Origin of the sequence: Streptomyces cavernicola (assembly GCF_029968035.1) — a bacterium.
Lineage (GTDB): Bacteria > Actinomycetota > Actinomycetes > Streptomycetales > Streptomycetaceae > Streptomyces > Streptomyces cavernicola.
Genome location: NZ_JASCIQ010000006.1, coordinates 70,283 through 91,943, shown reverse-complemented (window position 1 = coordinate 91,943; position 21,661 = coordinate 70,283). Strand labels below are relative to the sequence as shown.

Below are 21,661 nucleotides of genomic sequence, written 5' to 3'. Positions count from 1 at the left end.
CCCGGCCGGACCGGCCTTCTCCGGCCGGGCGTACCCACCCCACAGCCAGGGCCCAACAGCCGCCCCCCACGCACCCGTTATCGGCACCGAGGACGAGGGACAGGACACCGCCATGGCCGACCTCGCACCACTGCAGGGCAGTTCACGGACCGTCAGCGGGGCCACCGGCGCCGCTCGCTGGCGCTGGCGGATCTTCGCCGTCACCTGGCTCGCGTACGCGGGCTTCTACTTCGTACGCCAGGCGTTCTCCGTCGCCAAGCTCGGCATCCTGGAGGACCCTGCCGTCAACGTCGTCCTCACGGAACGGTTCCTCGGCGTCATCGACGCCGTCTATCTGGCCGCCTACGCGGTGGGCCAGTTCCTGTGGGGCATGTGGGCCGACCGGTTCGGGCCGCGGGTCGTCGTCATCGGCGGCATGGTCGGCGCGATCGTCGCCGCCTGCGTGATGGGCGTGAGCAGTGCTCTGCTCGTCTTCGGCGGCGCGATGGTGCTGCAGGGCCTCGCACAGTCCACGGGCTGGGCGCCGCTGTGCAAGAACATGGGCAGCTTCTTCCCCGTACGGCAGCGAGGGCGCGTCCTCGGCCTGTGGAGCACCAACTACGCCTTCGGCGGGCTCGCCGCGCCGCCGTTCCTCGGCTGGATCGCGTACTCCCTGTTCGACAGCTGGCGGATCGCGTTCTTCGCGGGCGCGGCGTCGCTCGCCGTGGTCCTCGTCCTGTTCGTGCTGCTGCAGAAGAACTCCCCTGAGGACGCAGGGATTTCGGCCGTAGAGGAGGAGACGGGCACAGAGACCGGTGCGGAGACCGCGACCGAGGCCGAGGGAGGTTCGGCGAAGCCGCGGCGGGCCGGGCTCGCGCTCTACCGGGAGACGCTCCGCGACCGGATGGTGCTCACCCTGGGCGCCTCCTACTTCCTCCTGAAGCCCGCCCGATACGCGATCCTGCTGTGGGGTCCCGTGCTGGTCAGCCGCCGGCTGCCCGACATCGACAAGGTGGGCGCGGTCCTCATCCCGATCGCCTTCGGCGTCGCGGGCGTCGTCGCCCCGATCGTGGTGGGCTGGCTCTCCGACAAGCTGTTCGGCTCGCGCCGCGTGCCGCCGTGCGTGCTCTCCCTGGCGCTCCTGACGGTGACGCTCGCGCTGTTCATGCCGCTCACCGCGACCGGCAGCGTCCCGGTGATGGTCGCGGTGCTCGCCGTCATCGGTCTCACGGTGTACGCCGCCGACTCGATGATCTCCTGCGTCGCGGCCGTCGACTTCGGCACCGACAAGGGCGCGGGAACCGCCGCGGGCCTCGTCAACGGCTGCGGTTCGGTCGGAGCGATCCTCGGCGGCCTGCTGCCCGGGTTCCTCTCCGGGGACGCGCTGTTCATCGGCTTCGCGGGGGCCGCGCTGCTCGCCGGACTCCTGATGCTGCCGCACTGGAACCGGCGGCCGCGCAACGCGGCCGCCGCCTGACGGACCGGCCGGGAGACCTGGTCCGGCACTCCCCCGGGCCCGGCCGGGCGCCTCGACACCTGCCCCGGCCGGGCCCGGATCTGCCCAACTCCCCGCGCATTCACCCTCGTTGCACCTCGCTGCACCTCGCTGTACCTCGTCGTGCCTTCACCGCACCCTGCCGTACCGAGAGAGGTTTCCATCATGAGCGTCAACCAGGCCGACACCGTCGTCGTCGGCGCCGGCATCGTCGGACTCGCGCACGCCCTCGCCGCCGCGCGCCGCGGGGAACGCGTGGTCGTCTTCGAACGGGACGAGTTCGCCGTGGGCGCGTCCATCCGCAACTTCGGCATGATCTGGGCCGTCGGACAGCAGCGGGGCGCGATCTACGAACGTGCCCTGCGCAGCCGGGAGATCTGGCTGGAGATAGCGTCCAAGACCGGCCTGTGGGCCGAGCAGAGCGGTTCGCTGCACCTCGCCCACCGCCCCGATGAGGTGGCGGTCCTGGAGGAGTTCGTCGCCGCCACCCCGGCCGCCCGGGACCGCGGGGTCGCCATGATGACCGCCCGCGAGGCCCTCGACAGCAGCCATGTGGCCCGCCCCGAGGGCCTGTTGGCGGCGATGTGGAGCCCGACCGAGCTCAACGTCGACCCGCGGCGGGCGATCCCCGCCGTCGCCGAGCACCTGATCTCCGAGTACGGCGTCGACATCCGCTTCGGCACGACCGTCCGCTCCGTCGACCTGCCCACCGTGTCGACCACGGCCGGCGAGTGGCGGGCCGGGCGGGTCTTCGTGTGCAGCGGCAACGACTTCGCCACGCTCTACCCGGACGCGTTCGCCGACAGTGGTCTGGTCCGCTGCAAGCTGCAGATGATGCGTACGGGGGTCCAGCCCGGCGGCCGGCCGCTCGGCCCGATGCTGTGCGGTGGCCTGACGCTCCTGCACTACGCGGCGTTCGACGGCCTCACCGCCCGCGAGGCGCTCGCCGCGCGGATGAACGAGGAGCTGCCGTACCACCGCGAGCACGGCATCCACGTCCTGCTCTCGCAGACCGCCGACGGCCGCCTCACGATCGGCGACAGCCACGCGTACGGCCTGACCCACGACCCGTTCGAGGACGAGGGCATCAACGAGGCCGTCCTCGATTACCTGGGCACCTTCGCCGACCTGCCGGACCCGCGCGTCACCGAGCGCTGGACCGGCTACTACCCGTCCCTGCGCGACGGCCGCACGGAACTCGTGGTGTCGCCCGAGCCGGGGGTCACGGTGGTCAACGGGGTGGGCGGGGCGGGGATGACGCTGTCGTTCGGGTTGGCGGAGGAGGTTGTGGGGGGCTGATCGAATCTCCTCAACCGCCGGAGGGGCTGATTTTTCAGCCCCTCCGGCGGTTGAGGAGCGGGGTCTGGGGCGGAGCCCCAGTTCGGGAAGGGGCGGGGTGGGGAACTGCAGACGGCGTGAGGCCCCGGCGGGAAACGGTTCCCGCCGGGGCCTCTGTGATGCGTGGGGGCGGCGTCAGTAGCCGATGCAGGCCGAGTGCCACTCCGTGTAGAAGTCGAACACTTCGGGCGAGCACTCGGGCGGCCCGTACTGCGAGGCCTTCGCCCCGACATGCGGCAGATGCGCGTACGCCCCCACCCCCGGCCGGTTGACGTGCAGCATCCCCGCCTCGAACCGCTCCACCGCCTCGAACGCCCGCGCCTGCGAGGCCGTGAACACCGTGCCGCTCATCCCGTACTTGACCGAGTTCGCGATCCGGATCGCATCGTCGAAGCCGTCCGCGTCGACCACCGCGAGCACCGGCCCGAACACCTCCTCCTGCGCCAGCTCGCTGTCCCACGGCACGTCCCGGATCACCGTCGGCTGCACGTAGCACCCCTCGGGGAGATCCGGCCGCTCCTCGGGCCCGCCGCCGCAGAGCACCTTGCCGCCGTCGCGCTGGGCGCCCGCGATCGCGGCGAGCGCGGCGTCCCTGCGCACGGTGTTCACGACCGGGCAGAGCTGCGAGGCGGGATCGTCGCCGGGGCCCACGCGCAGGCCCGCGACCCGCGCCACGAGGAGGTCCAGGAACCGGTCCCGTACGCGTACGTCCACGACGGCCCGGCTGGTCGCGCTGCACCGCTGGCCCGCCTGCCCGAACGCGCCGTGCACGACCGCGTCCACGGCCTTGTCCAGGTCCGCGTCGTCGCACACCACGACCGCGTTCTTGCCGCCCAACTCCAGTTGCGTACGCAGGAGTCGGTGCGCGCCGCCGGTGTGGATGGCGGTGCCGACGCCGAGGGAGCCGGTGAAACTGATGCCCGCGACGGCCGGGTTGGCGACCAGGGCCTCGCCGGCCGCGACGTCGCCCTGTACAAGGTTGAGCACCCCGTCCGGCAGGCCCGCCTGCTGGAACACCTCCACGAGGAGCGCGGACGTGAGCGGGGTGAGCGGCGACGGCTTCAGCACCGCCGTGCAGCCGGAGAGCAGTGCGGGGGCGACCTTCCACATCGGGATGGCGAGCGGGAAGTTCCACGGGGTGACGAGGCCGACCACGCCGATGGGGCGGCGGAAGGTGTACGCGAAGGTGCGGTCGTCCTCCGCGGGGACCGTCACGCCACCGAGCGTACGGGCCTGGCCGGCCGTGAACTCCAGTACGGCGAGGGCGCGTTGGACCTCGCCTCGGGCCTCCTTGAGGAGTTTGCCCTGCTCGCGGGTGATGGCCGCGGCCACCTCTTCGGCGCGTTCGGCGAGCAGCCGGCCGGCCTCGGTGAGGTGGGCCGCGCGTTTGATCGGGCCTAGGGCGCGCCAGGCGGGGAGTGCGGCGGCTGCCGCGTCCACCGCCCGGTCGGCGTCGACTCCGCCGGACTCGGCGAACTCCCCGAGTACGTCGGAGAAGTCGGCGGGGTTGACGTTCTCCCTGGTGAGCCCCGATTCCGCGCGGGCCCATAGCCCGTCTACGAAGTTGAGCCGAAGGTGCTGTGACACAGACTTGCCCTCCCCTTCGCCTGGCCCGCGCCGGCGCGGTGCGCCGACCTCGGGCCTGTCTTTCGGATCAGGCTCGCCCAGCGGGGAGGGCTGCGACAATGCGCGATTCCCCAATGCCCGCAATAGCGACGGCCTATCGCTCCCTCGGGGCCCGCCCCCGACCCGCCTGCCGCCCGGGGGCTGTTCCTTCCCCCCACCCCACCCCTTCCCGAAAGACCGCCGTCAGCCCGGGTGCTGCGCCCCCGGACCCCCGCTCCCCAGGGCTCCCGCCCGGCCCCCACCCGGGACTGCCACCCCTGGACCACACCACGGGGCTGCCGCCCCCAAACCCCTACCCGGGACTGCCGCCCCTGGACCCCGCTTCGGGGCTGCCGCCCCTGCCCCGCCTCGGGGCTCCACCCCGGACCCCATCCCGGGGGCCAGCCCCAGCCCCCCTCCCCCAAGCTCTCGGCTGCGCAAGAGCAGGGGGGACCCCCATCTCAAACGCTGGAGGCGCTGTCTCCTTCGGCAGCCGGCGCGGGGACGCCTGCGGCGGCTCGGAGCATCGACGTACGCACAGACGGGCCCCGCCCGGCCCTGTCTCCACGGTACGCCCGGGTGGGCGGCCGCCTGTTCCGTACAAAGTCCTGTTCCGTACAAAGTCCTGTTCCGCGCAAAGTCCCGCCCCGCTCTTGATCACCGCACGGCGCAGGTGTGAGGGTGACCGAACGTGCTCCTCTGGTTCGGATGTGCCCTCTAGTGCGGAGGAATCGACATAGTGGCTGGTCACCGGGCGGACTTTCAGTACGAGATCTATCTGAACGGCATGACGGGCGCGGTGCCGCGGCTGCCCACCGATCTGACGCGTCTGGAGGAGCTGGTCGAGCGGCGGCTCGGGCCGGGCCCGGTCGGCTACGTGGCGGGCAGCGCGGGCAGCGGCAGCACCGCCGCGGCGAACCGGGCTGCGCTCGACCGGCGCCGGATCGTGCCGCGGATGCTGCGGGACGTGCACCAACGGGACCTGTCCGTCGAGGTGTTGGGGCGCACGCTGCCCGCGCCGCTCGCGCTCGCGCCCGTCGGCGTGCTCTCGATCATGCACCCGGACGCGGAGTCGGCGGCGGCGCGCGCGGCGGCCGCGCAGGGCGTGCCGTTCGTGCTCTCCTCCGCGTCGAGCACGCCGATGGAGCAGGTCGCGGAGGCGATGGGCGACGGCGAGCGGTGGTTCCAGCTGTACTGGGCGAAGGACCGGGAGGTGACGAAGAGCTTCCTGGACCGGGCGAAGGCCTCCGGGTTCACGGCCCTGCTCGTCACCCTCGACACCCCGCTGCTCGCCTGGCGGCCGCGCGACCTCGACCAGGCGTACCTGCCGTTCCTGCATGGTGTGGGCACCGCGAACTACTTCACCGACCCAGCGTTCCGGGCGGGCCTCGCCAAGCCCGTGCACGAGGACCCGAACGCGGCGGTCATGCACTTCGTCGGCATGTTCGCGGACCCGGCGAAGACCTGGCCCGACCTGGCGTTCCTGCGGGAGAACTGGGACGGCCCGATCGTCCTGAAGGGCATCCTGCACCCGGACGACGCGCGGCTCGCGGCGGACGCGGGCATGGACGGCGTGGTGGTCTCCAACCACGGCGGCCGCCAGGTGGCGGGCTCGATCGCCGCGGCCGACGCCCTGCCGCGCGTCGCGGAGGCGGTCGGCGACCGGCTGACCGTCCTGTTCGACAGCGGGGTGCGCACCGGCGACGACGTGTTCAAGGCCCTCGCCCTCGGCGCGCGGTCGGTGCTCGTGGGCCGGCCGTACGCGTACGGGCTTGGCCTCGACGGTCAGGCGGGCGTGGAGCACGTGATCCGGTGCCTGCTCGCGGAGTTCGACCTGACCCTCGCCCTGACCGGGCACGCCGCGCCGGGCACCGTGAGCGGGGACGACCTGGAGACGGGGACGGCATGAGGGACCGCATGAGGGACGGCATGAAGGACGGCATGAGGGACGGCATGGCCGATGCCGCCACGGAAGCCCGCGACGAGCGGCACGTCCTGGCCGTCGTCCCGCCGCACGTCGGCGGGCGCGCGGCCGGGGCCGGGTTCGCGAAGCTGCTGCCCGCCCCGGCGCGGGTCACGGTCGTGGAGTCCGTCGACGAGGACCTTCAGGCGCTGCGCACGGCCCGAGCGGTGATCACGGCGCTCTCCCCTGTGACGGCCGAACACCTCGCCTCCGCACCGGAGTTGAGGCTGGTGCAGTGCGCGAGCCACGGCTTCGACTACGTGGACGTCGACGCGGCGCGCAGCCGTGGCGTACCGGTGTGCACGATCGGTTCGAGCGGCGCGGAGCAGCAGAACGTCGCCGAGCAGACCTTCGCCCTGATGCTGGCCCTCGCGAAGCAGTTGGTGCCCGCGCACACCGCCCTGGTGGAGGCCGACTGGGCGCTGCCCCGCCTCAAGCCGTCGCTCACCGAGCTGTCCGGGAAGACCCTCGGCATCGTCGGGCTCGGGCAGATCGGGCAGGAAGTGGCGTTCAGGGGGCGGGCGTTCGCGATGGACGTGGTGTACGCGGGCCGCCGCCGCGCCGCGCCGGAGGTCGAGCAGCGCCTTGGCGCGCGCCGGGTGCCGCTGGACGAGCTGCTGCGCACGTCGGACTACGTGAGCCTGCACGCGCCGCTCACCGAGGCGACCCGTCACTTGCTGTCCCGCGAGCGCCTCGCCCTGCTCAAGCGGACGGCGTTCGTGGTGAACACGGCGCGGGGCGCCCTGATCGACCAGGCGGCGTTGGCGGACGCGTTGGAGTCGGGGGCGGTGGCGGGGGCGGGCCTCGACGTCTTCGACCCTGAGCCCCCGCCGGCCTCGCTACGGCTGCTGCGCGCGCCGAATGTCGTGCTGTCCCCGCATGTCGGGGGTGTGACGCGGGAGACGGTCGTCCGCATCTCCCTCGCGGCGGCGCGGAACGTGGCGGGGTTCTTGGCGGGCGAGCCCCCGCAGGACGTCGTCAACTAGGCGGATTCTTCCCTCACCCCGCCCCTTCCCGAAAGTCCTGGCGGACGGCTCCGGGGGCTGCGCCCCCAGACCCCCGCTCCCCGGGGCTGCCGCCCCGGACCCCACCACGGGGCTCCGCCCCGGACCCCATTTCGGGGGCCAGCCCCCGGAACCCCCGCTCCTCAAACGCCGGAGGGGCTGGTTTTTCAGGGGCGCGGGGCTGTGACATCAGCGGCTCCGCCGCGGGGCGCGACCAGCCACGACGACGCGGCAGCCAAACGACAACCGGGGCCCGGGGCGCAGCCCCGAGCGCTACGTCAGGTCGAACTCCCCCGCCCGCGCCCCCAGCACGAACGCCCGCCACTCCGCCGGGGAGAAGATCAGGGACGGGCTGTCCGGACTGCCAGCGTTGCGCATCGCGATGAACCCCTCCACGAACGCGATCTGCACATCCCCACGCCCCCGACTGCTGGACTGCCACGCGGCATCGCTCAGATCGAGTTCGGGCTTCTGCCAACCCGCAAAGGTCTCCTCGGCGGTGGTGCTCTCGGCCACGTCCGTACTCCTCCCGGTACTGCCCGTTCGGTCTGCGGGCCAGCCTAGCGAGCGGCACGGTCGCCGCACAGGCCACGGAAGGAGGACAGAGGAGGACATGGAAGGGGCCCCTGAGCCGCCCCGCGCCGAGCAGCCCGCTCAACTGCTCGGCGGCTCCGCCCCCACCAGCCACATGGCGAAGAACTGCGCCCCGCCCCCGTACGCGTGCCCGAGCGCCTTGCGGGCCCCGTCGACCTGGTGCTCGCCGGCCTGGCCGCGTACCTGCAACGCCGCCTCGGCGAAGCGGATCATGCCGGACGCGCCGATGGGGTTGGTGGAGAGGACGCCGCCGGACATGTTGACCGGGAGGTCGCCGTCGAGTTCCGTGACTCCGGACTCGGTGAGCTTCCAGCCCTCGCCCTCGGCGGCGAAGCCGAGGTTCTCCAGCCACATCGGCTCGTACCAGGAGAACGGCACGTACATCTCGACGGCGTCGATCTCGCGGCGCGGGTCGGTGATGCCGGCCTGGCGGTAGACGTCGGCGGCGCAGTCCTTGCCCGCCTGAGGGGAGACGAAGTCCTTGCCGGCGAACATGGTGGGTTCGCTGCGCATCGCGCCGCCGTGCATCCAGGCGGGCGGCCGGGGTGAACGGGCCGCGCCCGCACGGTCGGTGAGGATCATCGCGCACGCCCCGTCCGACGACGGGCAGGTCTCCGAGTACCGGATCGGGTCCCACAGCATCGGGGACGCCTGCACCTTCTCCAGGGTGATGTCCTGCTCGTGGAGGTGCGCGTACGGGTTCTTCAGTGCGTTGCGGCGGTCCTTGTACGCGACGACGGAGCCGACCGTGTCGGGGGCTCCGGTGCGTCGCATGTACGCGCGCACGTGCGGGGCGAAGAAGCCGCCCGCACCGGCGAGCAGCGGCTGCTGGAACGGCACGGGCAGCGAGAGGCCCCACATGGCGTTGGACTCGGACTGCTTCTCGAAGGCCAGGGTGAGGACGGTGCCGTGCACACGCGCGGCGACGAGGTTGGCGGCGACCAGGGCGGTGGAGCCGCCGACGGAGCCCGCGGTGTGCACCCGGAGCATGGGTTTGCCCACGGCGCCGAGCGCGTCGGCAAGGTACAGCTCCGGCATCATGACGCCCTCGAAGAAGTCGGGCGCCTTGCCGATGACGACGGCGTCGATGTCGGCCCACGTCAACTCGGCGTCGCCCAGGGCCCGTTGGGCGGCCTCGCGGACGAGTCCGGCGATGGAGACGTCCTTGCGGGACGCGACGTGCTTGGTCTGGCCGACGCCGACGACGGCCACGGGTTCTTTAGCCACGGGCTTCCCCTTCGAGTACGGCGACCAGGTTCTGTTGCAGGCACGGCCCGGACGTGGCGTGGGCGAGGGCGCGGTCGGAGTCGCCGCGGTGGATGCGGGCGGCGGCCTCGCCGAGCCGGACGAGCCCGGCGGCCATCACGGGGTTGGCGGCGAGGGCACCACCCGAGGGGTTCACCGCCACCTCGTCCCCCAACCCCAGCGCCTTGCGCAGGACGACCTCCTGCGAGGTGAACGGTGCGTGCAACTCGGCGGTGTCGACGGGCCGTTGGAACGCTCCGGCCTTCTCGGCGGCGAGCCGGGTCGACGGCGAGTCGGTGAGGTCGCGCACGCCGAGCGAGTGCGCCTCGATGCGGTGGTCCATGCCCCGGATCCAGGCGGGCCGCTCGCACAGCTCACGCGCCCGGTCCCCGGCGGCGAGGATCACGGCTGCCGCGCCGTCGGACACGGGCGGCGCGTCCCCGGTGCGCAGCGGCCGTACGAGATAGTCGCCCTGGGCACGCGAACCCCGCACCTGGGCACGGGCGTTGGCGAGGGCCGACTCGCGGCTGCGGGCGGCGACTCCGGCCAGCGCGGCCTCGTCCGTCTCCCCCGCGTCGATCAGGGCCTGTGCCTGCAGCGCGGCGAGGGCGACGGAGTCGGGCCACAGCGGGGCGACGTAGTACGGGTCCAACTGGCGGGTGAGGACGTCGCGTACGGAGCCGGGCGAGGATTTGCCGTACGCGTAGACGAGGGCGGTGTCGACCTCGCCGGTGAGGATCTTCACCCAGGCCTCGTAGAGCGCCCAGGCGCCGTCCATCTCCACATGGGACTCGGAGATCGGCGGCCAGGCGCCGACGCCGTCGAGGGCCATGGTGAAGGAGAAGGCGCGGCCCGCGAGGTAGTCGGAGGAGCCGGAGCAGGTGAACCCGATGTCGCTGGTCTTCAGGCCGGTCTGTTTCAGGACCTGGTGCAGGACGGGCATGAGCATCTCCACCTCGGAGTGCTCGTCGCTGGTGCGGACGTGGTCGCTCTGCCCGAAGGCGACGATCGCGACGTCCCGCAGGGGTCCGGCGGCGGCCATCTAGACCATCTCCTTGTACGTCTCGTAGTCGGCGTCGGGTTCGCCCGTGGGCCGGTAGTGGTCGGGGTAGCGCCCGCCCTCGCGCCACACCGGTTCGACCCTGAGCCCCATCCGCACCTGGTCGTACGGGATGCCCGCGATGCGCCCGTGCAGGGCGAGGTCGGCGCCGTCGAGCGCGATGTGGGCGTAGACGTACGGCACTTCGATGGCTGCGTTCTCGGTGTTCTTTGCCTTGATGTTGACGATGCAGTACGTGGTGACGGTGCCCGCAGGGCCGACCTCGACCTGTTCGTCGGTGGCGACGCCGCAGGTGGGGCAGGCGCCGCGCGGCGGCACGTACACCTTGCGGCAGGACGGGCAGCGCTCGCCGACGGCCCGCTGCTCGGCGAGCGCGTTGATGTACCCGGTCTGCGCACGGCCGGGCGCGTACGTGTAGTCGAGCCGGGCGGGGGCGACGATGCCGGTGACGGCGTCCTCGAACTCCCCGTCGTACGGCTTGAGTTGGGCCTCCTCCGCGCTTTCGTGCGGTTCGAAGCAGGCGATGTCCGTGATGGCGCCGACGCGTTCGGCGGCCCAGCGGATCCGCACACGCATGCCGGTGTGCACGGCCTCGGGCCCGTCGACGTCGAGGGCGTGCAGGAGGGCGGTGTCGGCGCCGTCGAGGGTGACGAGCACCCAGGCGAAGGGGGTGTCGAGGGGCTGTCCGGGGCGCGGTTCGTGGTTCCAGGCCCAGGTGGTGACGGTGCCGGTGGCGCCGACCTCGACGAGGTCGCGTATCTCCTCGGCGGTCACCGGGTCGTACTCGACGGGCGGGACGAGGACCTTGCCGTCACCGGTCTTCACCCCGAGCACGGTCCGCTCGCGCAGCCCCGTGAGGAAGGCGCTCTGGACGGGCCCGAGGGACCGGGTGAAGGGGAACTCGACGATGAGGGGGGCTTTCAGTACTTCAGGCATAGGACGTGGACTCCTTGGTCGTCAGGCTCGCCGGTAGACAGGGGCTCGCTTCTCCGCGAACGCCTTCGCTCCCTCCTTCGCGTCGTCCGTGGCGAAGATCGGCCACCCCCGCTCCAGTTCGGCCTTCAGCCCGTCCGTCTCGGTCATCTCGGCCGTCTCGTACACGGACGCCTTGACCGCCTCCACGGCGAGTGGCCCACAGGCGTTGATCTGCTCGGCGATGGCGAGGGCCTTGTCGAGTGCGGTGCCGTCGGGCACGACCTGCCCGACGAGCCCGATCGAGGCGGCCTCGGCGGCGCTGTACGGCCGTCCGGTGAGCAGCATTTCGAGCGCGTGCGTACGGGGGATCTGCCGCGGCAACCGTACGGTCGAGCCGCCGATGGGGAACAGGCCGCGCTTCACCTCGTACAGGCCGAAGGTGGCGGACTCGCCGGCGACGCGGATGTCGGTGCCCTGAAGGATTTCCGTGCCGCCGGCGACGCAGTGGCCCTCGACGGCGGCAATGACGGGTTTGCGCGGGCGGTGGTGGCGCAGCATCGCCTTCCAGTGCAGATCGGGGTCGGCCTTCATCCGGTCCCGGTACTGCTCGCCCTCCATGCCCTTGCCGGCGAGGGCCTTGAGGTCCATTCCGGCGCAGAAGTCGCCGCCCGCGCCGGTGAGGACGACGGAGCGGATCGTGTCGTCCTCGTCGGCCTCCAGCCAGCCGTCGTAGAGCCCGACGAGCAGCGGCAACGAGAGCGCGTTCTTGGCCTCGGGCCGGTTCAGTGTGAGCACCAGAGTGGCGCCCTCACGCTGCACGGTCAGGTGTTCCGTCCCACCAGTTCGCCCCATGGTTGAGGTCCTCCCGTCTCAGACCTGGAACAGGTTGCAGGAGCCGGGGTTCCAGTTCAATAGCTTTCTGACAGCCAGTCAGATTTCTTGTCGCGCCCCTTCACAGTTGTGCCGGGCGACGCTCTAATGACGGCCGAGCCAACAAACCTTCCGGGGTCAGGAGGAGCGGTGGAGTACAACCTTGCCGACCTGTTCGAGTCCGTCGTCGACGTGGTGCCCGACCGCGAGGCGCTCGTGTACGTCGACCACCCGGGCACCGGCACGGAGCGCCGCCTCACGTACGCCGCACTCGACGCGGCTGCCAACCGCCTCGCCCACCATCTGATCGACAGCGGACTGCGTCCGGGCGAGCACCTCGGGCTTCACCTCTACAACGGGGTGGAGTACCTGCAGACGGGGCTCGCCTGCCTCAAGGCGCGGCTCGTGCCGGTGAACGTCAACTACCGTTACGTGGAAGAGGAGTTGGTGTACCTCTACCGCGACGCCGACCTCGCCGCGCTGGTCTTCGACGCCGAGTTCACCGAGCGGGTGGCGGCCGCGCTGCCCCGTACCGAGAAGCTGCGCCACCTGGTCCGGGTGGGCACTCCCCCGGCCGGTGCGCCCGCGCTGGACGCGGTGGAGTTCACGCAGGCCGAGGCGGACGGCTCGCCCGAGCGGGGCTTCGGGGAGCGCTCCGCCGACGACCTGTTCATCATCTACACCGGCGGCACCACGGGCATGCCGAAGGGCGTGATGTGGCGCCAGGAGGACCTGTTCTTCGCGGGCCTGTTCGGCGGCGACCCGGCAGGCGACCCGGTCACGCGCCCCGAGGAGCTCGCCGAGAAGGTCGCCGCGGGCGGCGGCGGCCTCACGTTCTTCCCCACTCCCCCGCTGATGCACGGCACGTCCACGCTGACCTCGTTCGTCGCGTTCAACTACGGCCAGCGCGTGGCGATCCACCGCAAGTACGTGCCGGAAGAGGTGCTCCGTACGATCGAGAAGGAGAAGGTGTCGAGCGTCTCCCTCGTCGGCGACGCGATGCTGCGGCCGCTCATCGACGCCCTCAACGGCCCCTGCAAGGGCACCGACATGTCGTCGCTGTTCAGCGTCTCCTCGTCCGGGGCGATCATGTCGGAGACGGTGCGCGCCGAGTTCCAGGCCCTGGTGCCGAACGTGCTGCTCCTGAACAACTTCGGGTCGTCCGAGTCCGGCTCCAACGGCAAGGCCACCGACGACTCCGGGCCCGAGAAGGGCTTCCGCCTGGAGGTCAACGAGCGTACGCGGGTGGTCGATCCGGCGACGTACGAGCCGGTGGCCGTGGGCGAGCCGGGCCGCCTGGCGCAGCGCGGCCATGTGCCGCTCGGCTACTACAACGACGAGAGGAAGACCGCCGAGACGTTCTTCCAGAAGGACGGCGAGCGCTGGGTGCTGCTCGGCGACATGGCGACCGTGGACGAGCAGGGCATCGTGACCGTCCTCGGCCGCGGCTCGCAGTGCATCAACTCCGGGGGCGAGAAGGTGTATCCGGAAGAGGTCGAGCAGGCCCTCAAGTCGCACCCGGACGTGTACGACGCCCTGGTGGCGGGCGTGCCGGACCCGAAGTGGGGCAATCATGTCGCGGCCGTGGTCCAACTCCGGGACGGGGCCGATGAGTTGACCCTGGACGCCGTCCAGAGCCACTGCCGTACGCACGTCGCCGGCTACAAGATCCCGCGCCAGCTGGTCGTCACGGACCGCATCCAGCGCTCGCCCAGCGGCAAGGCGGACTACCGCTGGGCGAAGGCGGTCGCGGTGGAGGCGGATGCAGTTGGGGCGGAGGCGGACGCGGCGGGCTGAGCGAAAGCCGCCCGGCCGGAACCTTCAGCTGGGGCCACGGCCCGTCACCGCAGCAGGCCGAAGGCCTCGTCGGCGTCGGCCACGGCCTCGGGGTGGACGTCGCGCGCCGTACGGCCGTCGGCGATCTTCTGCCAGTTGACCCGGGCGAGCACCCGCTGGACCGCGAGCACCTGGGCCGCTCGCACCCGCCCCCGGACGCCTTCGCCGAGGGCCTCCGCCAGGACCTCCTCGTCCTCCAGCTGGTAGCGCGTGAGCCGTCCCGCCAGGCTCGGCGTGGTGAACACGAGGCGGTGGAACGCGACCACCTCGGGATGGTCATTGAGGCCGGTCACCGGGTCGTACCGGTCGAGGCCGCCCCGGAAGTGCCGGCGCAGCGCCGTCATCGGCTTGGTGCCGGACCTGCGCTCGCGCACGACGCGCGCCGCCTCGCCCTGGTGGTCCGCGAACCTGTGCAGCACCAGGTCTTCCTTGGTGGGGAAGTACCGGAAGAGCGTCGGCTTGGAGGTCTCGGCCGCCGCCGCGACGTCGTTGACGGAGACACGGTCGAAGCCGTGCTCCAGGAACAGCGAGACGGCCGCGTCGGCGATGGCGTCGCGCGTCCGCGCCTTCTTGCGGGCCCGCAGTCCCGTCGGCTCGTTCATCGGACCAGCGTAACATTCGTTACCGGGTTGCTTTTTTAACTCGGTAACGTTTTCATCGTCGGCATGCATCAGACAGACATTCCTCCCGTGCTCGTCACCGGGGCGACGGGCCGGGGCGGCCGCCTCGTCGTCGACCGGCTCCTCGACGCCGGGGTGCCGGTCCGCGCCCTCATCCGTCGCCCCGAGGCGGCGGCCACGTTGCCCGCGGAGGTCGAGGTCTTCACCGGCGACCTCACCGCGCCCGCATCGCTCGACCCGGCACTGCGGGGCGCCGACTCGGTCTTCCTCGTCTGGACGGCGCCTCCGCAGACCGCCGAGGCGGTCGTCGAACGCCTCGCGGCCCACGCGCGGAAGGTCGTCCTCCTCTCGTCCCCGCACCGGACGCCGCACCCCTTCTTCCAGCAGCCCAATCCCATGGCGGCGCTGCACGCCGACATCGAGCGGTTCATCGCGGCCGCCGGGATCGAGTCGACGGTCCTCCGGCCGGGGATGTTCGCGTCGAACGCCCTGACCTGGTGGGCTCCGGCGATCCGCGCGGGCGAGGTCGTCCGGTGGCCGTACGGCGCCGCCGAGGCGGCCCCGGTCGACGACCGCGACATCGCAGCCGTCGCCGCACGGACCCTCCACAGCGACGAACACACGGGAGGCGACTACGTCCTCACCGGCCCCGAATCGCTGACCCAGGCCCAGCAGGTGGCCGCCGTCGGCGACGCCCTGGGGCGGCGGATCGCCTTCGAGGAGATGACGCCGGACGCGTTCCGCAGCCTGTCGGCGGGTACGGCGCCCGGTGCGGTCGTCGACATGCTGCTCGCCGCCTGGAGCGCGGCGGTCGGACAGCCCGCGTACGTCACCACTGCGGTCGCCGACATCCTCGGGACACCGCCGCGCACGTTCCGCCAGTGGGCCGCCGACCACGCGGACGCGTTCACGGAGAGCCCCTGACCTCGCCCAAGTGCGGGCGCCACAGCGGTAATTCGGGTGCGTGGTCCGTACGGCCGCCCTAGGGTGCGGGGCCATGACCAGTCGACTGTTCGCGATCTCCTTCAATGCCACCCGGCCCGCAAGCCTCGCGCGGTTCTGGTCCGGGGTCCTGGGCCGGGAGTTGGCGGAAGAGCCGGAGGGCGACCTCGCGCTGCTGCCCCCTGACGCCGCCGGACAGCGGGGGTTCCGCATCCGGTTCCTGTCGAGCCAGGACCCGGCCACGCGTACGAAACTCGGCCAGAACCAGGCCCACTTCGACCTGACGAGCGCCTCCCCCGAGGAGCAGCGGCAGACCGTCGCCAGGGCCCTGGAGCTCGGCGGGCGCCATATCGATGTGGGGCAACGGCCCGAAGAGGGGCATGTGGTGCTCGCCGATCCGGAGGGCAACGAGTTCTGTGTGATCGCGGCGGGCAACGAGTTCCTCGCCGACACCGGGTTCATCGGCGCGCTCGCCTGCGACGGCACGCAGGCGGTCGGCTACTTCTGGAGCCGGGCGCTCGGCTGGCCGCTGGTCTGGGACCAGGACGAGGAGACCGCGATCCAGTCGCCGGACGGCGGCACGAAGATCACCTGGGGCGGTCCTCCGGTCGCGCCGAAGAAGGGCACGAACCGGCTGCAGTTCGAGCTGGCCCTCCCCGCCGACGCCACGGCCGCCGACCGGGAGGCCGAGACCGACCGCCTGATCGCCCTCGGCGCGACCCGCACCACGGAGGCCGAGGCCGCCGACGCCCCGGTCCGGCTGGTCGACCCCGACGGCAACGAATTCACCGTCCAGGCGTCTCGCTAGCGGTACTTGAGGGCACTCCACACGCCCTGATCAGCCCGCCGGCCCCGCAGAGGTCCGTACGTCCGCGTTGGGGTCCGACGGGGACTTCGCCAGGGCGGGCACGGCCGGGCCCGGCGGGGCCGCGCCACGTGCCGCCGCCGCGCCCGCGTGGGCCTGCCAGGCCCAGGTCAGCGCGGTGGCGCCGGCGACGAGACTCAGCAGCGCCGCAAGGGCGAGGACGACGCGGGCAGAACCGCGGAGGGTCGTACGGCGCAGCGCGAGCAGCACCAGCCCCAGGAGCAGCGCGAGCAGCAGGAAGCCCGGGGCCCATGCCCTGCCGGCGTCCAGGGCATTGAGACACGAGTCGGCCAACGGACCGGTCTCGCCGCAGAGTTCGCCGTCGTACCCGTCCGTGCCGAGCGCGACGACCGCCCACCACAGCGCGGCCGCCGGCAGCGCACCCCAGACGGCGCAGGTGAGGACATTCGCGGTGCGGTTCATGCGGCGAGGCTAAGCCCGCTTGCGCGCAATCGACCCCTCAGCTAACCGTAAGGAAACCTTCCTAACCTCTTGACGCCAACTGGAAAGAACCCTAACTTTCCCGCCACCCCCACCTCACGGAACAGCGCGGCCCCACCCCCACCACACGGCTCGGCGCACCACACCCGTCACTCCCCCACCGTGCCGCCGTGCCTCGAACACCCCCCACCCGGACGGACTTTCCTCAGGAGGCGCACCTCCATGGCCAAGCACTCCCCCACCCGCGGCCGCCCGGCCAAGGCGGCCCTCGGCCTCGCGCTCTCGGGCGCGCTGCTCTTCACCCTCACGTCCCAGTTCGGCGCCGACGCCGGAGCCGTACCGGCGAACTCGGAGGCGGTCGCACCGGCCGGTTCCGCCGTCGCCCGCAACGGCCAACTCGCCGTCTGCGGAAAGAAGTTGTGCAATGCGCAGGGCAAGGCGGTCCAGCTCAGGGGCATGAGCTCGCACGGCACCCAGTGGTACGAACAGTGCCTCACCGACGGCTCCCTCGACGCACTCGCGAAGGACTGGGGCGCCGACGTCCTGCGCGTCTCGACGTACGTCCAGGAGGGCGGGTACGAGACCGACCCGGAGAAGTTCACGAAGCTCGCCCAGCGGGTCGTGGACCAGGCGATCGAGCGCGGCATGTACGCGGTCGTCGACTGGCACCAGCTCGACCCCGGCGACCCCAACGCCAACACGGAGTCGGCGAAGAAGTTCTTCACGGACATGGCCACGAAGTACAAGGACCAGCCGAACGTCTTCTACGAGATCGCCAACGAGCCCAGCGGGGTCTCCTGGTCGCAGATCAAGTCGTACGCCGAGGAGGTCATCCCGGTGATCCGGCAGCACGACCCGGACGGCGTGGCCCTCGTCGGCACCCGCGCCTGGTCCTCGCTCGGCGTCTCCGAGGACGGCGACGAGCGGGAGGTGATCGACAACCCGGTCGACGCCGAGAACATCATGTACACCTTCCACTTCTACGCGGCCTCGCACGGCGACGACTACCTGCGGACGCTCTCCCGCGCCGCCGACGAACTCCCCATGTTCGTCACGGAGTTCGGCACGCAGAACTCGGCGGGCGAGGGCGCCAACGACTTCGGCATGGCCCAGAAGTACCTCGACCTCATGGCCGAGAAGGGCATCTCCTGGACCAACTGGAACTACTCCGACGACGACCGCTCCGGCGCGGTCTTCAAGCCCGGCACCTGCTCCGGCGACCAGTGGACGGGTACGGACGTCCTCAAGGAGGCGGGCGTCTGGATCCGGGAGCGCGTCAAGGGCTGAGACCCGGCCCGCGCACAGCTACCGCGGCCCGAGGACGCGCTTTGTGGGGGCGCACCCCGGGCCGCGGGTCCACGTCCGTCGAGTCCAGGTCCGATGGGTCTAGGGCCTGTCGTTTGGATCAGGCCGGATCTGGTCGACGGTGCGGGTCGGTCGAGTCGAGCGGGGTGATGGGGGTACCTCCCTGCTCGAGCGGAGCCGAGAGCTTGGGGGAGCGTGCAGCTGCAAGGCGGAGGAGGGCGACATGGCGGAGCCATGGCAACCGACGACAACGCCGCAGATGTGCGTGCCACGCCCCGCGACCCCGGCAAGATCCAAACGACAGGGCCTAGGTCCGACGCCCGATGCGGCCCAGCAGGAGCGCTCGCTAGGGTCCGGTCGTCGGCTGCCGGTGGGCGGTGGCCACAGGACCATCAGGGAGACCCATGCCGGCCGACGCCTCGGCTCACCTCCGCATCGCCCGACCGTCCCGCGACCTGGGGGCGGTGGAACGGTTCTGGGTGTCGGGTCTCGGGCTCGACGTCCAGTACCGGCACCCGGCGGACGGCACACCCGGCCGCCACTCGCTCCTGATGGTCGGCTGGCCCGGCGCCGCATGGCACCTGGAGCTCGTCCACGACCCCGCCGCCCCCGTGGAACCCCGCCCGACCCCGGAGGACCTCCTGGTCGTCTACCTGGACGGGCCGGTCCCCGCCGACCTTGTCGAGCGCATCGAACGGCACGGCGGCCGGCGGGTTCCCGCCCACAACCCGTACTGGGACGAGTGGGGTGTGACGCTGCGGGACCCGGACGGTTATCTGCTCGTGCTCTCCACCAGGAACTGGGGCAGCGGCCGGCACGCTGTCCGACCCGAGTGAGTTTTCTGAGTACGACGACTCATGTGCCCGGCGCCGCAAGGGGGTTGGGTAGGGGCATGAGCAACCCCCAGGCCACAACCTCTGCCTCTGCCAATGCCGCCCCCGCCCGGTCGGGCGCCCGCACCGCGCTCTCGTTGGCGGGCCCGCTGGTCTCCACGGTCGTCACGGTGGCGATGGCGTTCTTCGCGCATCTGATCGTGGTCCTCGGGGCCTCCGCCGCCGAGGACCACGGGGGCGCGTCCGCCTCCGTCCTCATCGGGCTCTTCCAGTTCGGCCTGCTCGTGCCCCTCTGCCTGCTCGCCACGGCCTGGGCGCTGGCTTTCAAGCCGCAGAGCGGGGACCGCCGCATCGTCTACTGCTTCTGCGCCCCCGTCTCCGTCCTCGTGCTCTCCGTCGTGACCCTCGCGTTCTCCGGCTGAGCCGCAAAGCCGCAACTCCCTTCCTGCCACCTTAAGTTCACCTCCCGCTCACCCCGTGCCGGCGCGGACGGTGGCAGGGTCCGTACGCGGAGAGAGGGAGCGTACGGAATGGGGACGAGAGCGGGGCAACAGCGGCGCGCAGGCGCGTCCGTGCGGCGGGGGCTGCTCGCGGTGCTCGCCGCCGCGGCGGTGCTTGCGGGCAGCTGTACGGGCGGAGGCCGGGCCCCGGTCACGCCCGAGCAGAACCACCCCGCGCACACGCCCACACCCACGCACAGCCCGACCCGCCCCGCGCTCCCCCGCCTCCTCTCGCCCCCGCCGCCCCCGCGTGAGAAGCCCGTGCTCCCCGCCGCCGGCCGGTCCGCGCCGGTGCTCGACCGGGTGCCGACCCGCGACCGGGTCGTGTTCCTCACCATCGACGACGGCATCGCGAAAGACCCTCGGTTCGCGCGGCTGATGCGGCAACTCCGGGTGCCGTTCAGCATGTTCCTCACCGACTCCATGGCCGGCGACGACTACGGCTACTTCGACCGGCTGCGGCACGGCGGCAACCGCGTACAGAACCACACGCTCACCCACCCGAGCCTGACCGGACTCCCGTACGCCCGCCAGCGTGCCGAGATCTGCGGTCAACAGGCCCGCCTGAAGCGGGAGTTCGGGCGGACGCCCACCCTGTTCCGCCCGCCGCGCGGCCACTACGACCGCACCACGCTCCGCGCCGTGGCCGACTGCGGGCTGCGGGCGTCCCTGCTGTGGGGCGTCAACATGCAGCCCGACGGTTTGCGGTACGACAACGGCGCCGACCGGCTCCGCCCCGGCGAGATCGTCCTCTTCCACTTCTTCCCGCCCGAGCGCCTCGGCGGCCGAACGCTCACCGACCTCACGCTGGAGCTGCTGCGCACGATCACCGAGCAGGGGTACGCGGTGGCGCGCATCGAGGACTACGTGTGAACTCTTGACGCACGATGGTGGGACGACCGTGCACCCCCTCGGGACGGAGACACGCGATGACGGCATCGGAACCGGAACTCGACCCGGCGGAACGGCTCGACCTGGACGGGCTGCGCGCCCTGCAGCTGGAGCGGCTGCGCGCCACCCTGCGGCACGCGTACGAGAACGTCCCGTTCTACCGTGCCGCCTTCGACGCGGCGGGCCTGCGCCCCGAGGACTGCCGCGCGCTCGACGACCTGGCCCGCTTCCCGTTCACCACCAAGGCCGACCTGCGGGACAACTACCCCTTCGGCATGTTCGCTGTGGACCGCACCCATGTGCGCCGCATCCATGCCTCCAGCGGTACGACTGGCCGGCCCACGGTCGTCGGCTACACAGAACACGACCTCGATGTGTGGGCGGACACCATGGCCCGCTCGATCCGCGCGGCGGGCGGCAGACCGGGCCACATCGTCCATGTGGCGTACGGATACGGCTTGTTCACCGGCGGGCTCGGCGCGCACTACGGCGCGGAACGGCTCGGCTGCACGGTCGTGCCCGCGTCCGGCGGCATGACGGCCCGGCAGGTCCAGCTCATCCAGGACTTCCACCCCGAGGTGATCATGGTGACGCCCTCGTACATGCTGACGCTGCTCGACGAGTTCGAGCGCCAGGGCGTCGACCCGCGCTCCACCTCCCTCCAGGTGGGGATCTTCGGCGCGGAGCCGTGGACCGAGCAGATGCGCCGGGAGATCGAGGAGCGGTTCGCGCTCGACGCGGTGGACATCTACGGCCTGTCGGAGGTCATGGGCCCCGGCGTGGCGCAGGAGTGCGTGGAGACCAAGGACGGGCTGCACCTCTGGGAGGACCACTTCTACCCCGAGGTCGTCGATCCGCTGACCGGCGACGTGCTGCCCGAGGGCGAGCAGGGCGAGCTGGTCTTCACCTCGCTCAGCAAGGAGGCGATGCCCGTGATCCGGTACCGGACCAGGGACTTGACCCGTCTCCTGCCGGGCACGGCACGCCCGTCCTTCCGGCGGATGGAGAAGATCACGGGCCGCAGCGACGACATGGTGATCCTGCGCGGCGTGAACCTCTTCCCCACGCAGATCGAGGAGATCGTCCTGCGCACCCCCGGTGTGGCCCCGCACTTCCAGCTCCGTCTGACCCGCGAGGGCCGGCTCGACGCCCTGACGGTCCGCGCCGAGGCCCGCGCGGAGGCGAGCCCCGAGCAGCGGGCGGAAGCGGCGCGCGCGATCGCGGCGGCGGTCAAGGACGGGGTGGGCGTCACGGTCGGCGTGCAGATCGTGGACCCGGAGACGCTGGAGCGGTCGGTGGGGAAGCTGCGCAGAATCGTCGACGAACGGCCGAGGTAGGTGCATCCGTACACGACCACTAC

General features: G+C 71.9%; 20 protein-coding genes. 12 read left to right on the top strand and 8 right to left on the bottom strand.

Features of this window, described 5'->3' with window-relative positions; all coding sequences use genetic code 11:
• Positions 1 to 112 precede the first annotated feature (112 nt).
• Both QIS96_RS07710 and QIS96_RS07705 read left to right on the top strand, forming a co-directional pair.
• Complete coding sequence (locus tag QIS96_RS07710; RefSeq protein ID WP_282541658.1) at positions 113 to 1,456, top strand: MFS transporter; 1,344 nt, start codon at positions 113 to 115, stop codon at positions 1,454 to 1,456.
• Positions 1,457 to 1,639: 183 nt separating this feature from the next.
• Positions 1,640 to 2,773, top strand: coding sequence for a TIGR03364 family FAD-dependent oxidoreductase (locus QIS96_RS07705; RefSeq protein ID WP_282541657.1), 1,134 nt, complete (start codon positions 1,640 to 1,642; stop codon positions 2,771 to 2,773).
• Between the two features lie 174 nt (positions 2,774 to 2,947).
• On the opposite strand, the gene QIS96_RS07700 is transcribed toward QIS96_RS07705, so the two are convergent.
• A complete protein-coding gene (locus tag QIS96_RS07700) occupies positions 2,948 to 4,399 on the bottom strand; it encodes an aldehyde dehydrogenase family protein (protein WP_282541656.1) in 1,452 nt (483 codons plus the stop codon).
• 757 nt (positions 4,400 to 5,156) lie between these two features.
• Between QIS96_RS07700 and QIS96_RS07695 the strand changes: the two genes are divergently transcribed.
• Both QIS96_RS07695 and QIS96_RS07690 read left to right on the top strand, forming a co-directional pair.
• Entirely contained in the window at positions 5,157 to 6,326 is a 1,170-nt protein-coding gene (locus QIS96_RS07695) for a lactate 2-monooxygenase (protein ID WP_282541655.1), read from the top strand.
• 44 nt (positions 6,327 to 6,370) lie between these two features.
• Positions 6,371 to 7,366 carry a 2-hydroxyacid dehydrogenase gene (locus tag QIS96_RS07690; protein ID WP_282541812.1) on the top strand — a complete coding sequence of 332 codons (996 nt, stop codon included), beginning with the start codon at positions 6,371 to 6,373 and terminating at the stop codon, positions 7,364 to 7,366.
• A gap of 291 nt (positions 7,367 to 7,657) precedes the next feature.
• Here the strand turns inward: QIS96_RS07690 and QIS96_RS07685 are convergent, their stop codons facing one another.
• From QIS96_RS07685 to QIS96_RS07665, 5 genes are all read right to left on the bottom strand, one after another.
• Positions 7,658 to 7,900, bottom strand: coding sequence for a DUF397 domain-containing protein (locus QIS96_RS07685; protein ID WP_282541654.1), 243 nt, complete (start codon positions 7,898 to 7,900; stop codon positions 7,658 to 7,660).
• Between the two features lie 138 nt (positions 7,901 to 8,038).
• Positions 8,039 to 9,205 (bottom strand): thiolase domain-containing protein, encoded by a 1,167-nt coding sequence (locus tag QIS96_RS07680; RefSeq protein ID WP_282541653.1) that lies wholly within the window; start codon positions 9,203 to 9,205, stop codon positions 8,039 to 8,041.
• Positions 9,198 to 10,265 carry a thiolase domain-containing protein gene (locus QIS96_RS07675; RefSeq protein WP_282541652.1) on the bottom strand — a complete coding sequence of 356 codons (1,068 nt, stop codon included), beginning with the start codon at positions 10,263 to 10,265 and terminating at the stop codon, positions 9,198 to 9,200. Before QIS96_RS07675 ends, QIS96_RS07680 begins: the two co-directional genes overlap by 8 nt.
• Entirely contained in the window at positions 10,266 to 11,219 is a 954-nt protein-coding gene (locus QIS96_RS07670; protein WP_282541651.1) for a Zn-ribbon domain-containing OB-fold protein, read from the bottom strand.
• A 21-nt stretch (positions 11,220 to 11,240) separates the two neighbouring features.
• Entirely contained in the window at positions 11,241 to 12,050 is an 810-nt protein-coding gene (locus QIS96_RS07665; protein WP_282541650.1) for a crotonase/enoyl-CoA hydratase family protein, read from the bottom strand.
• A gap of 168 nt (positions 12,051 to 12,218) precedes the next feature.
• Between QIS96_RS07665 and QIS96_RS07660 the strand changes: the two genes are divergently transcribed.
• Positions 12,219 to 13,865 (top strand): acyl-CoA synthetase, encoded by a 1,647-nt coding sequence (locus QIS96_RS07660; RefSeq protein WP_282541649.1) that lies wholly within the window; start codon positions 12,219 to 12,221, stop codon positions 13,863 to 13,865.
• A gap of 44 nt (positions 13,866 to 13,909) precedes the next feature.
• Here the strand turns inward: QIS96_RS07660 and QIS96_RS07655 are convergent, their stop codons facing one another.
• On the bottom strand, positions 13,910 to 14,506 hold the full coding sequence (locus QIS96_RS07655) for a TetR/AcrR family transcriptional regulator (protein ID WP_282541648.1): 597 nt from the start codon (positions 14,504 to 14,506) through the stop codon (positions 13,910 to 13,912).
• A gap of 63 nt (positions 14,507 to 14,569) precedes the next feature.
• Between QIS96_RS07655 and QIS96_RS07650 the strand changes: the two genes are divergently transcribed.
• Together QIS96_RS07650 and QIS96_RS07645 are read left to right on the top strand one after the other, a co-directional pair.
• On the top strand, positions 14,570 to 15,448 hold the full coding sequence (locus QIS96_RS07650; protein ID WP_282541647.1) for an NmrA family NAD(P)-binding protein: 879 nt from the start codon (positions 14,570 to 14,572) through the stop codon (positions 15,446 to 15,448).
• Positions 15,449 to 15,521: 73 nt separating this feature from the next.
• A complete protein-coding gene (locus QIS96_RS07645) occupies positions 15,522 to 16,274 on the top strand; it encodes a VOC family protein (RefSeq protein WP_282541646.1) in 753 nt (250 codons plus the stop codon).
• Between the two features lie 30 nt (positions 16,275 to 16,304).
• Here QIS96_RS07645 and QIS96_RS07640 read toward each other — a convergent pair whose 3' ends face one another.
• Positions 16,305 to 16,754 carry a hypothetical protein gene (locus QIS96_RS07640; protein WP_282541819.1) on the bottom strand — a complete coding sequence of 150 codons (450 nt, stop codon included), beginning with the start codon at positions 16,752 to 16,754 and terminating at the stop codon, positions 16,305 to 16,307.
• A gap of 240 nt (positions 16,755 to 16,994) precedes the next feature.
• Here QIS96_RS07640 and QIS96_RS07635 point away from each other — a divergent pair, with 240 nt between their 5' ends.
• The 5 genes from QIS96_RS07635 (at position 16,995) to paaK (ending at position 21,638) form a co-directional block, all read left to right on the top strand.
• Positions 16,995 to 18,059, top strand: coding sequence for a glycoside hydrolase family 5 protein (locus tag QIS96_RS07635; protein WP_282541645.1), 1,065 nt, complete (start codon positions 16,995 to 16,997; stop codon positions 18,057 to 18,059).
• 422 nt (positions 18,060 to 18,481) lie between these two features.
• The gene (locus QIS96_RS07630; RefSeq protein ID WP_282541644.1) at positions 18,482 to 18,913 is read left to right on the top strand and encodes a VOC family protein; all 432 of its coding nucleotides are present in this window, start codon (positions 18,482 to 18,484) and stop codon (positions 18,911 to 18,913) included.
• Between the two features lie 56 nt (positions 18,914 to 18,969).
• Positions 18,970 to 19,332, top strand: coding sequence for a hypothetical protein (locus QIS96_RS07625; protein WP_282541643.1), 363 nt, complete (start codon positions 18,970 to 18,972; stop codon positions 19,330 to 19,332).
• A 108-nt stretch (positions 19,333 to 19,440) separates the two neighbouring features.
• Positions 19,441 to 20,283 (top strand): polysaccharide deacetylase family protein, encoded by an 843-nt coding sequence (locus QIS96_RS07620; protein WP_282541642.1) that lies wholly within the window; start codon positions 19,441 to 19,443, stop codon positions 20,281 to 20,283.
• Positions 20,284 to 20,339: 56 nt separating this feature from the next.
• On the top strand, positions 20,340 to 21,638 hold the full coding sequence (paaK, locus tag QIS96_RS07615) for a phenylacetate--CoA ligase PaaK (RefSeq protein ID WP_282541641.1): 1,299 nt from the start codon (positions 20,340 to 20,342) through the stop codon (positions 21,636 to 21,638).
• Positions 21,639 to 21,661: the final 23 nt, after the last annotated feature.

What these genes read in the sequence shown, in the direction of transcription:
- QIS96_RS07710 (WP_282541658.1), top strand. Translation starts at nt 113, where the DNA reads ATGGCCGACCTCGCACCACTGCAGGGCAGTTCACGGACCGTCAGCGGG.
- QIS96_RS07705 (WP_282541657.1), top strand. Translation starts at nt 1,640, where the DNA reads ATGAGCGTCAACCAGGCCGACACCGTCGTCGTCGGCGCCGGCATCGTC.
- QIS96_RS07690 (WP_282541812.1), top strand. Translation starts at nt 6,371, where the DNA reads ATGGCCGATGCCGCCACGGAAGCCCGCGACGAGCGGCACGTCCTGGCC.
- QIS96_RS07675 (WP_282541652.1), bottom strand. Translation starts at nt 10,265, where the DNA reads ATGGCCGCCGCCGGACCCCTGCGGGACGTCGCGATCGTCGCCTTCGGG.
- QIS96_RS07670 (WP_282541651.1), bottom strand. Translation starts at nt 11,219, where the DNA reads ATGCCTGAAGTACTGAAAGCCCCCCTCATCGTCGAGTTCCCCTTCACC.
- QIS96_RS07665 (WP_282541650.1), bottom strand. Translation starts at nt 12,050, where the DNA reads ATGGGGCGAACTGGTGGGACGGAACACCTGACCGTGCAGCGTGAGGGC.
- QIS96_RS07655 (WP_282541648.1), bottom strand. Translation starts at nt 14,506, where the DNA reads ATGAACGAGCCGACGGGACTGCGGGCCCGCAAGAAGGCGCGGACGCGC.
- QIS96_RS07650 (WP_282541647.1), top strand. Translation starts at nt 14,570, where the DNA reads ATGCATCAGACAGACATTCCTCCCGTGCTCGTCACCGGGGCGACGGGC.
- QIS96_RS07645 (WP_282541646.1), top strand. Translation starts at nt 15,522, where the DNA reads ATGACCAGTCGACTGTTCGCGATCTCCTTCAATGCCACCCGGCCCGCA.
- QIS96_RS07640 (WP_282541819.1), bottom strand. Translation starts at nt 16,754, where the DNA reads ATGAACCGCACCGCGAATGTCCTCACCTGCGCCGTCTGGGGTGCGCTG.
- QIS96_RS07635 (WP_282541645.1), top strand. Translation starts at nt 16,995, where the DNA reads ATGGCCAAGCACTCCCCCACCCGCGGCCGCCCGGCCAAGGCGGCCCTC.
- QIS96_RS07630 (WP_282541644.1), top strand. Translation starts at nt 18,482, where the DNA reads ATGCCGGCCGACGCCTCGGCTCACCTCCGCATCGCCCGACCGTCCCGC.
- QIS96_RS07625 (WP_282541643.1), top strand. Translation starts at nt 18,970, where the DNA reads ATGAGCAACCCCCAGGCCACAACCTCTGCCTCTGCCAATGCCGCCCCC.
- QIS96_RS07620 (WP_282541642.1), top strand. Translation starts at nt 19,441, where the DNA reads ATGGGGACGAGAGCGGGGCAACAGCGGCGCGCAGGCGCGTCCGTGCGG.
- paaK (WP_282541641.1), top strand. Translation starts at nt 20,340, where the DNA reads ATGACGGCATCGGAACCGGAACTCGACCCGGCGGAACGGCTCGACCTG.